Below are 14,202 nucleotides of genomic sequence, written 5' to 3' on the forward strand. Positions count from 1 at the left end.
CCTGCGGTGCTGAACCTGGGGAGCGCCGAGCCAGGCTCGGCGGCTTTCCCGCCCCGGCGGACCTCAGTCCTGGGCGTCTTCGGTCGCGTCGCTGCTTTCGTCAGCGTCCACGTCTTCGTCGCTGTCGGCCACGATCAACCCCAGCGCCGCCGGCAGCATCAACGCACGCAGCACCTGGAAGATCTCGCGGTACGCACGCGGCGGCTTGTTCTTCGCCTTTTCGGCCTGGGCATTGCGCACCAGCGTGCGCAGTTCCTGCCGGTCCGCCTGCGGATATTCGCCCAGCAGCTTGGACAGCGCCGCGTCACCGTCGTTCATCAGCTTCTCGCGCCAATCTTCGGCACGATGCATCATCGCCACTTCGCGGCGACCGGTATCACTGTTGGCGTCCAGCGCCTCGCGGATCGCATCCAGCGCCGATTCTTCCTCGCGCCGCATGTGCTTGGCCAGGAACGCCAGTTGCCGCTTGTGCGCGATGTGCGCGGTGATGCGCTTGCATTCGGCGATGTGCGGCAGCAGATCCTCCGGCACCGGCAGGCGCGCCAGCTGCGCCGGTGTCAGCGAAACCAGCTTTTCGCCCAGCGCAAGCACGTCCAGCGCATCGTTGCGCTTCTGCTTGCGGCTTTTATCGTGGAATTCACCGGTTTCTTCGTCGCGTCCGCGCATCGTCTTTCCTACTTTCGTAAATACGTCGCCCGGCGCCGTGCCGGGCCCAACCTGTACAGGATAAAGCATTGAACGTCATCGCCCCTGAAGCGGCCGTTGCCACTGGCCCCGAGGCCCGGCTGGAACAGCTGGCCGACATTTCCCAGCAGTTGCTGGACCATGCGCGCCGACTGGGCGCCAGCCAGGCCGAGGTGTCCTGCAGCGAGGATCGCGGGCTGGATGTGAATGTCCGCCTGGGCGAAGTGGAGACAGTGGAATCCACTGCCGACCGCGGCATCGCGGTCACGGTGTACTTCGGCAAGCGCAAGGGCAGCGCCAGCACCGCCGATCTGCAGCCGTCCAGCCTGGTGGCCACGGTGGAGCAGGCCTGCGCCATTGCCCGCCACACCGAAGATGACGTCGCGTCCGGTCTGGCGGATGCCGAGCTGATGGCCCGTGAATTCCCGGATCTGGATGGCTGGCACCCGTGGGCGCTGCAGGCCGAGCACGCCATCGACCTGGCGCTGGCCTGCGAAGCGGCCGGCCGCGAGAGCGATGCCCGCATCAGCAATACCGACGGCGCCTCGGTGTCCACCGGGCAGAGCCTGTCGGTGTATGCCAACTCGCACGGTTTCTTCGGCCGCGAGCGCGGTACCCATCATTCCATGAGCGTGGCCCTGATCGCCGGCCACGGCGATGGCATGCAGCGGGACGGCTGGTACACCAGTGCGCTGGCCCGTGAGGACCTCGAGGACGGCGCGGCCGTTGGGCGCAAGGCGGCCGAGCGCACCATCGCCCGATTGCAGCCGCGCTCGTTGGCGACGGCCAGCATGCCGGTACTGTTCGCCCCGGAAGTGGCGCGCAGCCTGATCGGGCACCTGCTGTCGGCGGTGTCCGGTGGGGCGCTGTACCGCGAAGCCAGCTTCCTGCTGGACAGCGTGGGCACGACGCTGTTCCCTTCCTGGATGCAGATCGACGAGCTGCCGCACCTGCGCCGTGGTCGCCGATCGGCCGCGTTCGATGGCGACGGTGTGGCCACCCGCACCTCGGCCATCGTGCGTGATGGCGTACTGCAGCGTTACATCCTTGGCAGCTATTCGGCACGCAAGCTGGGCCTGCAGACCACCGCCAATGCCGGCGGCGTGCACAACCTGCAGATCGCCGCCAGCGAAGCGGGCCTGGACATGCGGTCGATCGCCCGGCAGATGGGCAATGGCCTGCTGGTGACCGAGCTGATGGGGCAGGGCGTCAATGCCGTGACCGGTGACTACTCGCGCGGCGCCGGTGGCTTCCGCGTGGAGAACGGCGAGATCCTGTACCCGGTGGACGGCATCACCATCGCCGGCAACCTGCGGGAAATGTTCCAGTCCATCGAGGCGATCGGCAGTGACATCGACCCCCGCTCGCACGTTTCGATGGGCTCGCTGCTGGTCGGAAAAATGACGGTGGCCGGTAACGATTGATGTCGTGAATGGCGTACTCTTGCCGGGCTGCGACGGCCTGCGGGGAGCGGGCCACGCTGACCCATTACCTTAAAAGGAGTTTTCCATGAGCGAATTCGACAACGTCACCGCCCCGCCGCCGCCGCCGACCAGCCTGGATCCGGCCCCGGCCGATCAGCGCACCATGGCACTGGCTGCCCACCTGCTGGGTATCTTCACCTGGTTCATCGGCGCGCTGGTCATCTGGCTGATCAACAAGGATGACGCCAGCAAGGCCTTCGTCACCGACCAGGCCAAGGAAGCGCTGAACTTCCAGATCACCATCGCCATCGCCATGGCGATCTGCGTAGTGCTGATGATCGTCTTCATTGGCGCGCTGTTGATGCCGGTGGTCGGCGTGCTGAACGTGGTGTTCTGCATCATCGCTGCAGTGAAGGCCAACAACGGCGAAGCGTACCGCTACCCGTTCACCCTGCGCCTGATCAAGTAATCCTGTTCCTGTGGAGCAGACGACGCCCGGCACTGCCGGGCGTTTTTTTTGCCCGCAGCCCCAGCTACACGTACCCCAGGCTACACGTACCCCCGGTCGCGTATCCCCGGTCACGTACCCCCAGGTCACGTACGCCCGGTAGAGCCGACTTCAGTCGGCTGCCGTTGCCGCTGTTGCTGCCGTTGCCGCCGTGGCGTCCCCCCCATTGTCGACCCCGTACCGCTGACCTACCATCCGAGATCTTCATGGAGGAGCGAGCATGAGCAGGACCGGTATCGCGTTTTGCGTTCTCTACATGGCCATCGCCGCTGTCTTCATCTCCGCTGCCGACGACGCCGGCGGCGACCACAAAGGGCGATTCGTTGCATTGCAATTGCCGCTCGTACTGCAGATGAACGCGTTGGAACTGGTCGGACTGCGCGACTGGTTCTCTGGCACCTCGTGGGTGCAGGCGTACATACGAATCGGCAGCCTGACGCTGGTCGTCCTTTACTTCGCCGGGTGGGGCCTCAGCCGACTCGTCCGCGCACAGCTGGCGCGGGAAAAGAAGGACGCTGGTTAGGCCGTGATCTGCCTGTTCTGCGCCTCGATGCGACACATCGTGGGTGCAGCAGGCATCAGTCCGCGTGGCATGGCTGGGCAGCTTTCATCAACGCACGTCCGGATACGATCAAGCCCTCGACCAGATGCTCGCTGAGCACGCCTTCGTGATCTCCCTCATGGCGGGCGAGTTGCACCGCATGCAGGATCTCGAAAATCGAGGCCAGTCCCTGCAGGATGCCCGGCGAAACGGGCACCTCGCTTCGGCGTTGCATGTCAGCGAGCCGGTCCGCGTCTGATAGGGGAGGCGGGGCGCGAACATCGCCCACCAACTGAAGGTGCGGCACGCGCACGGTGGCCAGACACTCCCGTTCGTAGGCCTCAAGCGTGTGCTCGAGCTGCCTGATGATCCGGGGCGGGAACTGGTACATGCGGTCGCCGAGCAACGCGTACAGGCGCTGCGCATCAGGCGGGTGGGTCGTCTCCATCCGGGTACCTCACATGGCGTGTAACCACCCGCGCCGAGGCGCGAGGTGGCGGGCGATGCGGGTTGGCGTACCGGGAGAAAATACCAAAGAACCGGCGGATCATGGACCCCCACACAGCGCCCGCCGTATGACCGGAGAGCAGTGCAGTTCATTCTCCGCCGTGCCCGGAGGCAAAACAGAGTTCCGTTGGTAAATTCTTACTCAGGACGCCAATCCCGGCTGCAGCCTTTCGGCTTCAGCACGCACATCGTGCGCATGCCATCCGCCAGCGTCCATGAGCAAAGTTGTGGAGTTGTGCGCCGCGACACATGGCTGAGGTGTGTCTACGACCGGCCGGTCGCCCGGTTGCACCGAGCCGATATGCCCACCGCGCGATGTCAGATGAGCTCACTTGCGACCCCAACCTAACACTGTTAGATTCGCCCCTAACAACGTTAGGTAAGGCTGTCCATGCGCCAGGCAATCGCCCGGGAACACATCGTCGAGGCCGCCTTTCTGATCCTCGACGAGGCGGGTCTGGAGGGCCTTACCCTGCGCAAAGTGGCCTGCTCGCTGGGCATCCGCGCGCCGTCGCTTTACTGGCACTTCAAGAGCAAGCAGGCGCTGATCGACGCCATGGCCGACGCGATGATCGCCGACGTGGCGCGGGTGATCCCTGACGGCCAGCCTTGGCGGCAGACCCTGCTGCAGATCGCCCGCGAGTTCCGTCTGGCCTTCAAGGCGCGCCGCGATGGTGCGCGCGTCTATGTGGGGACCTTCCTCGCCACTGAGAACATGCTGCGGGTGGCCGAGGCAAGCATTGCCGCGCTGGTCGGCGCGGGCGCGCCGGTGCCTTTCGCTGCAACCACCGGGATGGATCTCGTTTACTACACGATGGGCTTCGTCATCGAAGAACAATCGTGGCCGGGCGACGGCAGCATGGAAGCGCTGGGCGCGACCTTCATGGCATTGGCCGAAGCCCGTTTCCCACGCTGCTGGCAGGCCCGCGACATCTGGCGTGAAGTCGATTTCGACGCCCGCTTTGAACAAGGGCTGGGCCTGATGCTGGATGGCATCGAACTGCGCCTTGCCCGCGCCTCCTGACTGCATCCCTCTCCGCTGTTCTGACCCGGAAATCCCCCTCATGCGTGCACCCTTCGTGCGTGTTACCCCTCTGCTCCTGATCGCGATCCTGCTCAGCGCATGCGCTGGCAAGGAGGACACGACTGCCGAGGCCGCGGCGGCAACCTCGGCGTTGCCGGTTTCGCTGGCTACGGCGGAGCAGCAGGTGATGGCGCGCACCGTGCTGGTGTCCGGCCCGGTCACCGCGTATGAGGAAATGCAGTTGGGCGTGGAGATCAGCGGTCAGCGCGTTACCGCGTTGCCGGTGGATGTCGGCCAGTGGGTAAAGAAGGGGCAGGTACTGCTGCAACTGGACCATCGCACGCTGGACAGCGAACTGGCACAGGCCGACGCATCGCTCAAGCAGGCACAGGCCGCGCAGGAACTGGCCCGCCTGAACTTCGATCGCAGCGAGAAGCTGGCTGCCCAGCAACTCATCAGTGCCAGCAGCCTGGATGAACTGCGGGCCAGCCGCATCAATGCCGAAGCGCAGACCGCGACCGCGCGCGCCGCGCGCGATGCGGCCCGCCTGCGCCGCGAGTTCGCCGATCTGCGTGCCCCGGCCGATGGACTGATCTCCAAGCGGCTGGTGCAGCCGGGCCAGGTGGTGTCGGCCGGCACCGAACTGCTACGCCTGATCCGCGATGGTCGGTTGGAGTGGCGTGCCGAGCTGCCGGAAAACCAGCTCGCCGATGTGGCGGTCGGCAATGCGATCGAGTTGCCTTACGCAGGGCAGGTGGTCACCGGCCGCATCCGTGCGGTCACTCCGGGGGTGGATGCACAGACGCGCACCGGCACGTTGTACGCCGACCTGCCCACGCCCGGTCCCCTCAAGCCCGGCGTCTTCGTCGAAGGCCGCATCGTCACCGGCGACGGCGAGGTGCTGACCATTCCGACCGCGGCGATCGTGCAGCGTGATGGCCACAGCTATGTCTTCAGCGTGAGCGACACGCAGCAGGCAGCGCGCCTGCGGGTACGTACCGGACAGGCCGTGGAAGGCCGCACCGCGATCCTCGACGGCCTGAAGGCGGGCGACAAGGTGGTGGTGGAGGGCGCTGGTTTCCTCGGCGAGGGGGATCGCGTGCGCGTGGTCAGCGCGGCGAAGGCGGCCGCACGATGAACTTCTCTGCCTGGGCGATCAAGCGCCCGCTGCCTGCGCTGCTGATCTTCTTCGTGTTGTGCGTGGCGGGTCTATGGGGCTTCTACCAGTTGCCGGTGGCGCGCTTCCCGGACATCGCCTTCCCGATGACGACCGTGACGGTAACCCAGCCCGGTGCGTCGCCGAGCCAGCTGGAAGCCGAAGTCACCCGCAAGGTGGAAGACTCGGTCGCCACGGTGAACAACGTGAAGCGGGTGATGTCGTCGGTCAGCGAAGGCGTCAGCACCACGACCATCGAGTTCCAGCTTGAGGCCGACCTGGCCACCGCGCTGGACGATACCCGTGATGCCGTCACCCGCATCCGCACGGATCTGCCGCAGGACATCCAGGAGCCGGTGATCTCCAAGGTCGACATCGGCGGTTCGCTGATGACCTATGCGCTGGTTGCTCCGCACATGACGCCGGATGAGGCGAGCTGGTTCGTCGACCGCGACATCGCCCGCGCCATGTACGGCGTACCCGGCGTGGCACAGGTGACCCGCGTGGGCGGCGTACAGCGGCAAGTGCGCGTGGACCTGGATTCCAATGCGCTGATCGCGATGGGCATCACCGCCGGCGATGTATCGCAGCAGTTGGCCAGGATCCAGGTAGAGCGTGCGGGCGGGAAGGCGGAAATCGCCGGGGCGCAGCAGACCATCCGCACGCTGGGCACGGTAGGCGATGCGCAGGCCCTGCGCGATTACTCCATTGCCTTGCCGGATGGCCGTGCGGTACGCCTTTCGACGCTGGCCACGATCACCGATGCGGCGGCGGATCCGACCGAGGCGGCGCTGCTGGATGGCGGTGAGGTCGTGGCGTTTTCGATGTCGCGCACGCGCGGCTCCAGCGAGGTCAAGGTAGAGGCCGGCGTCCATGCAGCACTGGACCAGATCAAGGCAGCGCATCCCGGCATCGATTTCCGACTGGTCACCACGGCCATCGACGAGACCCACCGCTCCTACGATTCGTCGATGACCATGCTGTGGGAAGGCGCGCTGCTGGCCCTGCTGGTGGTCTGGCTGTTCCTGCGCGACTGGCGTGCGACGTGGGTGGCGGCACTCGCGTTGCCGCTGTCCATCATTCCCACCTTCGCGGTCATGCACTTCTTCGGCTTCACGTTGAACATGATCACGCTGCTGGCGCTGTCGGTGGTGGTCGGCATCCTCGTGGACGATGCGATCGTGGAAATCGAGAACATCGTGCGCCACCTGCGCATGGGCAAGCCGCCGCTGGAGGCGGCGCGCGAGGCCGCGGGTGAAATCGGCAACGCGGTCATTGCGACCTCGCTGACCTTGGCCGCGGTGTTCGTGCCCGTGGCGTTCATGCCCGGCATCGCCGGCAAGTTCTTCCGCGAGTTCGGCTGGACGGCCGCCACGGCGGTACTGTTTTCCTTGCTGGTGGCGCGCCTGCTGACGCCGATGATGGCCGCCTACCTGCTCAAGCCGCACGGCGAAGAGAAGCCGGACTCCCGTTTGATGGTCTGGTACCTCGGCTGGGTGGACGCCGCGTTGCGTCATCGCGGCCGCACGTTGTGGCTGGCCACCGGGCTGTTCGTGGCATCGCTTGCGCTGGTGCCTTTCATCCCGGCGACCTTCATCCCGCAATCCGATCTGGGCCGCAGCAATCTCAACCTGGAACTGCCCCCGGGCACGCGGCTGCAGGACACCGTCGCGGTGGCCGAGCGCGCCCGCGCGCTGCTGACCGGGATGCCGGAACTCAAGCAGGTGTACACCGCGGTAGGCAGCGTGCTCGACCTCGGTGACCCGGGTGCGACGGGCGTGGGTGAGCCGCGCAAGGCCACCCTGGTGCTGGACTGGGGCACCGCCAATACGCGCGACCGTGGCCAGCAGGAACTCGAACGTGACGCACGCCAGCGGCTGGCCAACCTGCCGGGTGTGCGCGTGAGCTATGTCAGCTCCGAACCCGGCAACCTGCTGCAGTTGGTGCTGTCCGGCGACGACCCGCAGCGGCTGCAGGATGCGTCCACCGCACTCGAGCGTGACCTGCGGAGTCTGCAGGGCCTGGGCAGCGTGTCGTCCACCGCGTCGCTGCTGCGCCCGGAGCTGCAGATCGTGCCCAACGCGGCCCGCGCAGCCGATCTGGGCGTGGCGACCGCTGATATCGCCGAGGCCGCGCGCATCGCGACCGCCGGTGATTACGAACAGCGGCTGGCCAAGCTCAACCTGCCGGACCGGCAGGTCCCGATCCGGGTGGGCTTCGCTGAGGCCACGCTGGCCAATCCGGCGTTGATCGGACAGCTGCGGGTGCCCGGCCGAAACGGTCCGGTGCCGCTGGCGGCGGTGGCCGAGATCCAGCAGGGCAGTGGGCCGTCGCAGATCTCGCGCTACCAGCGCCAGCGCAACGTGACCCTTACCGCCGAACTCAACGGACGTCCGCTGGGCGAGGTGATGACCGAAGTGCAGGCGCTGCCCAGCGTCAAGCAGCTGCCGCCGGGCGTGAGTTTCCTCAACACCGGTGATGCGGAAGTCTTCGTCGAGCTGTTCATCGGCTTCATGCTGGCGATGGCGGCCGGCCTGGTCTGCATCTACATGGTGCTGTTGCTGCTGTTCAACCATGCGCTGATGCCGATCACCATCCTGGCGGCGGTGCCGCTGTGCGCGGGCGGTGCCTTCGGTGCGCTGTTGATCACCCAGAACATGCTGTCCCTGCCGGCGCTGATCGGGCTGCTGATGCTGATCGGCATCGCCACCAAGAACTCCATCCTGCTGGTGGATTACGCGGTGATCGCCGAGGACGAACACGGCATGAGCCAGCACGACGCCTTGGTGGATGCCTGCCGCAAGCGTGCGCAGCCGATCATCATGACCACCTTGGCGATGGGCGCGGGCATGATGCCCATCGCGCTGGGGTTTGCCGGTGACTCCAGTTTCCGCGCACCGATGGCGATCGCCGTGATCGGTGGACTGATCACCTCCACGCTGCTCAGCCTGATCGTCATCCCGGCCGCGTTCACCGTGGTCGACGACCTGGGTGAATGGTTGTCGCGGAAGTTCCGCCGCCAACCCTCGCATCCAGTTGCGTAACGCGGTAGCGCCGACAGGTAGAGCCGACTTCAGTCGGCTTCCCCTCCAGTCGGCTCCCCTCCGTGTCTCACCGCTCCCCACGCATCGACACCAGCCTCATGAACGCCTCGTTCTGATAACGGCTCATGCGCAGCTGCTGCCCAGTATCCAGCGTCACCACGTGGTGACCGTTGAACCACGGGTGGATGGACTTCACGCGCCGTACGTTGACGATGGCAGATCGGTGCACGCGCGCGAAGTGCCGCGGATCCAGCCGGGCGGCGAGGGCGGTCATGGTCTCGCGCAGTTCATGGATGCGGTCGGCCACGTGGATCTGCACGACGTTGCGGTCCGCCTTGATCCAGACGATGTCATCCACCGGCACCAGCACCACGTGCTCGTCCACGCGCAGCGGAATCCGCTCCAGGTAATCCTCACGCGGACGCAGCGCATCGAGTGCCTGCAGGATGCGGGCCGACGCCTCGGGTCCCATGCCCGTACGTGCGGAAAGGCGGTCCTTCGCGCGCTGCAGCGTGGCGGCAAAGCGTTCGCGGCTGAAAGGTTTGACCAGATAGTCCACCGCGTTCGCCTCGAACGCCTTCACCGCGTACTGCTCGTAGGCGGTAACGAACACAGTAGCGGGCATGCGCTCCGCGCCGATGGTGGCGACCACGTCCAGCCCGGTGATGGCAGGCATCTGGATGTCGAGGAAGACCAGGTCCGGCGAGTGCTCGCGGATCGCTTTCACTGCGGACACGCCGTCGCCGCACTCACCGACGATCTCGATCTGCGGATCATCGCGCAACAACCGGACGATCGCATGCCGCGCGATGGGTTCATCGTCCACCACCAGCGTGGCGATGCTCATGCGGGGGCGAGCCCGGCGCTGAACTCGGGTCCCTCATCCGGCCCTTCGAGCTCGCGGAAGGGCACGCGGATGCGGCAGACCACTCCCTCTGGCCAGATCATGTCCAAGCGCACATCGGCGGCACCGCCGTAGAGCTCCTTCAGGCGCAGGCGCGTGTTGGACAGGCCGATACCGTGGCCGGCGCACGGTTCCGGTTCGGTGGACAGGGTGCTGTTGCGGTTACGCACTTCGATGCACAGCGTGTCCCCCTCGCGACGGCTCTCGATCTCGATGGTGTCGCTGCCCACACGGTTGCCTATGCCATGCCGCACGGCGTTCTCCACGATGGGCTGCAACAACAGGCTGGGCACGGCGCAGTCCAGCGTGTCAGGTGCGATGTAGATGCGGCTCTGCAAACGGTCCTTGAACCGCGTGCGCTGGATGCCGAGATACAGCTCGATCAGCTCCAGCTCCTGGCGCAGTGTGATTTCCTGGCCGTCGTAGTCCTCCAGGAAGGCGCGCAGCAGCTCGCTCAGCCGCAGCAGCATGTCTTCGGCCGATACCTTGTCTTCGTCAAGCAGGGTAATGATGGCGTGCAGCGTGTTGAACAGGAAATGCGGTTGCAGCTGGGATTTCAGAGCAACCAGTCGTGACTGCGCGAGATCGGTGGCCAGTTGGCTGGCCTCCAGCGTGCGCTGCGCCTGCTCGGCATGGAAGTGCATCGCCTGCTGTATCGCAAACAGGGCCCAGTAGGTCAGCATCCCCACCGCGAAATGCTGGGCAAGGAAATAGCCCAGCTGATCGGCAAACCCGCTGGGCTCGAACAGCGTGGAGATCAGTGCGCCGGTGATCATCGCCATGAAGGTGACGGCGAGGCTGGCGACGAGTTGTGGGCCCAGCCCGAGCAGGTGCCGCCCTGGCTGCAGGGGATAACGCACGGCCAGCCGGAACACCAACGGCGCCAGCGCAGCCCAGCTGTACCACTGGATCATCGACCAGCGCAGGTGATCGAACAGGGCAGCGGCCTCGCCATTGAGCGAGCGGGTGAGTGCGTTCTGCAGGGCGAACACGATGGCCACCGCAGTCCAGATGGCGAGGTAGTACATCCATCCGATGCGGGTCGTGCCGAGGCGGATCTTCATTGCGGTATCCCGTGCGCCCGACGTTCGGAGCTGGCCCATCCTAGGCCCGGTGGGGAGCGGGCGGAAGCGCTGTGGCGGCCGGCTGCGATTGGTCCGCGCTGGCTGACGATTGGTCCCGGATCGCTTGTGGGGCGAGTCCGTGCAGCGCGTGATGCAGAGGCCGGACCGCGCCGCCACGTCGCTGCGACTGGCCCACCGCCACCTACTGGAACCCGTGACATGCCCATGATCCGATTCGCTGTCCTTTCCCTTCTCTCCGCTGCAGCCACTGTGCACGCAGGCGAGGGCATCCGCTATCTCGAACTGCTCAACCGCGCCCATGACAGCGTCACGGGTGTCGCGGTGGCACCGGCCGGTACCGACCGCTTCCGGCAGGTCGACATCGACCTGCTGCCTGGCGGCGGTGGGGCCACCCGCCTCGTGGTGGCCAACACCGGTTGCCGCTACGATCTGCGCGTTGCGTTCCGCAACGGCCAGCAGGTGGTGTATCCCAACGTGGATGCGTGCAAGGGCGGCAAGCTGGTGATCAGCAGCCAAGCTAAAGATGGACGTTACCCGCTGACGGCATCCACGCCGTTGTAGCGCCGAGCCACGCTCGGCGGACTGCGTGGTTGTCCGGCCCGCTGCGCTCGCCGACCGTGGGTCGGCGCTACCGATCTGCCTCGGTCGTTGTAGCGCCGAGCCGTGCTCGGCGGATTGCGTGGTCGTCCGGCCCGCTGCGCTCGCCGACCGTGGATCGGCGCTACCGAACTGCCTCGGTCGTTGTAGCGCCGAGCCGTGCTCGGCGGACTGCGTGGTCGTCCGGCCCGCTGCGCTCGCCGACCATGGGTCGGCGCTACCGATCTGCTGTGGCCGTGCGGACTCCGTCCGGCCAGCGGCCGTCACTACCGGCTAGTGATTGCGTTCTATAGCCAAGCGGCCGAGGGCGCGCAGGGCGTTGGCTTCTTCGCCGTAGTGGGCCAGGGCGTCGTCCATCACTGTGCTCAGTTCGGCCAGCCTGGCCTTGGCGCCGTCCATTCCCAGCAGGGCGGGGAAGGTGGATTTGTCCTGCGCTACGTCTTTGCCGGCGGTCTTGCCCAGCTGCTCGGAGCTGGCTTCCACGTCCAGGATGTCATCGCGCACCTGGAAGGCCAGACCAAGCGCATCGGCGAACTGGTCCAGACGGGCCAGATCGGTTGCCGGGGCGTGGCCGCACAACGCGCCCATGCGAACGGCAGCGCGGATCAGCGCACCGGTCTTCAGCGCATGCATGCGGGTCAGTGCGTCCAGCGACTGCAGTTGGCCGGTGGCATCGATATCCAGTGCCTGACCGCCGCACATGCCGGCCGCGCCGGAGGCGTGAGCCAGCGCCTGCAGGCAGGCAACGCGGAGTTCCGCCGGCAGTGCCGCTTCGGCCAGCAGGCTGAAGGCGCGGGTCTGCAACGCATCCCCGGCGAGGATGGCGGTGGCTTCGTCGAACGCGATGTGGGTGGTCGGCTTGCCACGGCGCAGGGCGTCGTCGTCCATCGCCGGCAGGTCGTCGTGCACCAGCGAATAGGCGTGGATCAATTCCACCGCCATCGCCGGCGCATCCAACTGGTGCGGGTCGGTGCCGAACACGTCGCCAGCCGCGTACACCAGCAGGGGACGCATGCGCTTACCGCCGCCCAGCACCGAATGGCGCATGGCCTGGTGCATCCGACGCGGGGCGTCGGTGGCCGAGGGCAGGGCGGCGTCGAGCTGGCTTTCGATGCGATCGCGCAGGCGCGCGAACATCGCTTCAACCGTCATGGGACGGCGGGTCGAAGGGCTCGGCGTTTTCCGGCTGGGCCGGATCGGTGAGCAGGCGCACGCGCAGTTCGGCCTGTTCCAGCGCCTGCTGGCACTGGCGGTACAGACCGACGCCGCGTTCGTAGGCGCTGAGCGACGCTTCCAGGCTGAGCTCTCCGGTTTCCATCTGCTCGACGAGCTGCTCCAAGGATTCGAGCGACTGCTCGAACTGGGCTACCGGGGACGCATTTTCGGGGGTTTTCTTAGCCATGCGACAAGTGTGGACGGCCCGCGCGCAGGGGTCAATTCACCAGCCGCCGGGACGCCAGTGCAACTGGGCATCGTGCTGCTGCAGCCAGGCCTGCAGCGGCGCGGACAGCACCACGTCGGCGGCGGCCTGCAGCTGGCCATCGGCGGCGAAGAGCAGCGGCAGCTGGCGGCGTCGCCATGGGGCCAGGTGCTCACGCTGCAGGCAGTCCTTCAGCGCATGCTGGTGGCGGCGGCCGGGCAGCTGGATGCGTTCGCCGCCTTGCCGGCCGGTCACCTGCATCGGCGCATCGAATGCCGCCGCACCCTGCAGTTGCAGTTGGCCGCCATCGGGCAGGGCCAGCGGTGCGCGGCCATCCCAGGTGGCCTGCCATCCGGCAGGCAGTTGCGGCAGCTCGGCCGGCAGCAGGTACCAGTGGCCGCGCCATTGGCGGATGCTGTGCTGCTGCCAGCGCACCTGCGCCTCGCGGTCAGGCCCGGCCGGCAGCACTTCGTTTTCCAGCTGCGCGAGCACGCGCGCGGGCAGGGCGGCAGCGCCCTGGGTGGATACCCAGCGACGCAGCACGCGAGCACGGCGCGGCGGTGACACCTGCTGCAGGCGCTCCACCGACACCACGCGCGTGGCGGCCTCCACATGCTGCAGCAGCTCGTCGTCTTCTTCGTCCAGCATGTCCCGCAGCTGACCGCAGTGGGCGGCGCTCGCGGCCAGCGCGGCGTCAGCGTGCGGCCACCGCTCGCGCAACAGCGGCAGCACGTGCAGCCGCAGGAAGTTGCGATCGGGGCCATCGTCGCTGTTGCTGGGGTCTTCGATCCACTCCAGTCCGTGTTGCTGCGCGTAGCTCAACAACGCCGAGCGCGGCGTCTGCAGCAGCGGTCGCCACAGCCGATGTGTACCCAGCGCCGACACGGGCGACATCGCCGCCAGCCCATCCACGCCGGAACCGCGCAGCGCACGCAGCAGGAAGGTTTCGGCCTGGTCATCCTGGTGCTGCGCCAGGGCCAGCGTCTCGCCAGCGCGTAGTTCCGCTACGAAGGCATCGCGCCGTGCCTGGCGTGCTGCCGCTTCCATGCCGATGCCGGAAGAAAGATCCACCTCTACCCGGCGCACGCTCAGCGGCACGCCCAAGGCATCGCACTGGCGTTGGCAATGCACCGCCCAGTCATCGGCCGCTGCCTGCAGTCCGTGATGGACATGGACCGCCCTCAGGGTGAACCCCCACGCCTGCGCCGACGGCAGCAGCCAGTGCAGCAGCACCGTCGAATCCAGCCCGCCGCTGTAGCCGACCAGCAGGGGCGCATCGACAGGCGTGATAACGGAGAGGTCAGGCAC

The 14,202-nt window shown here is 66.8% G+C and carries 14 protein-coding genes; 7 read left to right on the forward strand and 7 right to left on the reverse strand.

Annotated elements, in window-relative coordinates; translation table 11 throughout:
- Positions 1-63 precede the first annotated feature (63 nt).
- Positions 64-666 carry a ribosome biogenesis factor YjgA gene (gene yjgA, locus ICJ04_RS06215; protein WP_188326662.1) on the reverse strand — a complete coding sequence of 201 codons (603 nt, stop codon included), beginning with the start codon at positions 664-666 and terminating at the stop codon, positions 64-66.
- A 68-nt stretch (positions 667-734) separates the two neighbouring features.
- Here yjgA and pmbA point away from each other — a divergent pair, with 68 nt between their 5' ends.
- The 3 genes from pmbA to ICJ04_RS06230 all read left to right on the forward strand — a co-directional run bounded on the left by pmbA (position 735) and on the right by ICJ04_RS06230 (position 3,139).
- Positions 735-2,108 (forward strand): metalloprotease PmbA, encoded by a 1,374-nt coding sequence (pmbA, locus tag ICJ04_RS06220; RefSeq protein ID WP_188326663.1) that lies wholly within the window; start codon positions 735-737, stop codon positions 2,106-2,108.
- Between the two features lie 85 nt (positions 2,109-2,193).
- The gene (locus ICJ04_RS06225) at positions 2,194-2,577 is read left to right on the forward strand and encodes a DUF4870 domain-containing protein (RefSeq protein WP_188326664.1); all 384 of its coding nucleotides are present in this window, start codon (positions 2,194-2,196) and stop codon (positions 2,575-2,577) included.
- 259 nt (positions 2,578-2,836) lie between these two features.
- Entirely contained in the window at positions 2,837-3,139 is a 303-nt protein-coding gene (locus ICJ04_RS06230) for a hypothetical protein (protein ID WP_188326665.1), read from the forward strand.
- 55 nt (positions 3,140-3,194) lie between these two features.
- Here ICJ04_RS06230 and ICJ04_RS06235 read toward each other — a convergent pair whose 3' ends face one another.
- Positions 3,195-3,605 (reverse strand): hypothetical protein, encoded by a 411-nt coding sequence (locus ICJ04_RS06235; RefSeq protein ID WP_188326666.1) that lies wholly within the window; start codon positions 3,603-3,605, stop codon positions 3,195-3,197.
- Positions 3,606-4,055: 450 nt separating this feature from the next.
- On the opposite strand from ICJ04_RS06235, the gene ICJ04_RS06240 reads away from it, so the two are divergent.
- The 3 genes from ICJ04_RS06240 to ICJ04_RS06250 are packed head-to-tail and all read left to right on the forward strand — an operon-like array spanning position 4,056 to position 8,888.
- Positions 4,056-4,688 (forward strand): TetR/AcrR family transcriptional regulator C-terminal domain-containing protein, encoded by a 633-nt coding sequence (locus ICJ04_RS06240; RefSeq protein ID WP_188326667.1) that lies wholly within the window; start codon positions 4,056-4,058, stop codon positions 4,686-4,688.
- A gap of 40 nt (positions 4,689-4,728) precedes the next feature.
- Entirely contained in the window at positions 4,729-5,826 is a 1,098-nt protein-coding gene (locus ICJ04_RS06245; protein ID WP_188326668.1) for an efflux RND transporter periplasmic adaptor subunit, read from the forward strand.
- The gene (locus ICJ04_RS06250; protein ID WP_188326669.1) at positions 5,823-8,888 is read left to right on the forward strand and encodes an efflux RND transporter permease subunit; all 3,066 of its coding nucleotides are present in this window, start codon (positions 5,823-5,825) and stop codon (positions 8,886-8,888) included. The genes ICJ04_RS06245 and ICJ04_RS06250 overlap by 4 nt, the downstream gene beginning before the upstream one ends.
- Before the next feature lie 67 nt (positions 8,889-8,955).
- On the opposite strand, the gene ICJ04_RS06255 is transcribed toward ICJ04_RS06250, so the two are convergent.
- Together ICJ04_RS06255 and ICJ04_RS06260 are read right to left on the reverse strand one after the other, a co-directional pair.
- Positions 8,956-9,735, reverse strand: a complete 780-nt coding sequence (locus ICJ04_RS06255; protein ID WP_188326670.1) for a response regulator — start codon at positions 9,733-9,735, stop codon at positions 8,956-8,958.
- Positions 9,732-10,856, reverse strand: a complete 1,125-nt coding sequence (locus ICJ04_RS06260; protein WP_188326671.1) for a histidine kinase — start codon at positions 10,854-10,856, stop codon at positions 9,732-9,734. The genes ICJ04_RS06255 and ICJ04_RS06260 overlap by 4 nt, the downstream gene beginning before the upstream one ends.
- 219 nt (positions 10,857-11,075) lie before the next feature.
- On the opposite strand from ICJ04_RS06260, the gene ICJ04_RS06265 reads away from it, so the two are divergent.
- Positions 11,076-11,438 (forward strand): hypothetical protein, encoded by a 363-nt coding sequence (locus ICJ04_RS06265; RefSeq protein ID WP_188326672.1) that lies wholly within the window; start codon positions 11,076-11,078, stop codon positions 11,436-11,438.
- Between the two features lie 309 nt (positions 11,439-11,747).
- Here ICJ04_RS06265 and ICJ04_RS06270 read toward each other — a convergent pair whose 3' ends face one another.
- Genes ICJ04_RS06270 through tilS form a run of 3 tightly spaced genes read right to left on the reverse strand, consistent with a single transcriptional unit; the run spans position 11,748 to position 14,202 of the window.
- Positions 11,748-12,626, reverse strand: a complete 879-nt coding sequence (locus ICJ04_RS06270) for a farnesyl diphosphate synthase (RefSeq protein WP_188326673.1) — start codon at positions 12,624-12,626, stop codon at positions 11,748-11,750.
- Positions 12,616-12,876, reverse strand: a complete 261-nt coding sequence (locus ICJ04_RS06275) for an exodeoxyribonuclease VII small subunit (protein ID WP_042612267.1) — start codon at positions 12,874-12,876, stop codon at positions 12,616-12,618. Before ICJ04_RS06275 ends, ICJ04_RS06270 begins: the two co-directional genes overlap by 11 nt.
- A 36-nt stretch (positions 12,877-12,912) precedes the next feature.
- Positions 12,913-14,202 (reverse strand): tRNA lysidine(34) synthetase TilS, encoded by a 1,290-nt coding sequence (gene tilS, locus ICJ04_RS06280; protein ID WP_188326674.1) that lies wholly within the window; start codon positions 14,200-14,202, stop codon positions 12,913-12,915.

This window comes from Stenotrophomonas sp. 169 (assembly GCF_014621775.1).
GTDB lineage: Bacteria > Pseudomonadota > Gammaproteobacteria > Xanthomonadales > Xanthomonadaceae > Stenotrophomonas.

Bases quoted from the DNA above. Each gene is read 5' to 3' on its own strand.
- yjgA (WP_188326662.1), bottom strand. From the start codon at position 666: ATGCGCGGACGCGACGAAGAAACCGGTGAATTCCACGATAAAAGCCGC.
- ICJ04_RS06225 (WP_188326664.1), top strand. From the start codon at position 2,194: ATGAGCGAATTCGACAACGTCACCGCCCCGCCGCCGCCGCCGACCAGC.
- ICJ04_RS06230 (WP_188326665.1), top strand. From the start codon at position 2,837: ATGAGCAGGACCGGTATCGCGTTTTGCGTTCTCTACATGGCCATCGCC.
- ICJ04_RS06235 (WP_188326666.1), bottom strand. From the start codon at position 3,605: ATGGAGACGACCCACCCGCCTGATGCGCAGCGCCTGTACGCGTTGCTC.
- ICJ04_RS06240 (WP_188326667.1), top strand. From the start codon at position 4,056: ATGCGCCAGGCAATCGCCCGGGAACACATCGTCGAGGCCGCCTTTCTG.
- ICJ04_RS06245 (WP_188326668.1), top strand. From the start codon at position 4,729: ATGCGTGCACCCTTCGTGCGTGTTACCCCTCTGCTCCTGATCGCGATC.
- ICJ04_RS06250 (WP_188326669.1), top strand. From the start codon at position 5,823: ATGAACTTCTCTGCCTGGGCGATCAAGCGCCCGCTGCCTGCGCTGCTG.
- ICJ04_RS06255 (WP_188326670.1), bottom strand. From the start codon at position 9,735: ATGAGCATCGCCACGCTGGTGGTGGACGATGAACCCATCGCGCGGCAT.
- ICJ04_RS06260 (WP_188326671.1), bottom strand. From the start codon at position 10,856: ATGAAGATCCGCCTCGGCACGACCCGCATCGGATGGATGTACTACCTC.
- ICJ04_RS06265 (WP_188326672.1), top strand. From the start codon at position 11,076: ATGCCCATGATCCGATTCGCTGTCCTTTCCCTTCTCTCCGCTGCAGCC.
- ICJ04_RS06270 (WP_188326673.1), bottom strand. From the start codon at position 12,626: ATGACGGTTGAAGCGATGTTCGCGCGCCTGCGCGATCGCATCGAAAGC.
- ICJ04_RS06275 (WP_042612267.1), bottom strand. From the start codon at position 12,876: ATGGCTAAGAAAACCCCCGAAAATGCGTCCCCGGTAGCCCAGTTCGAG.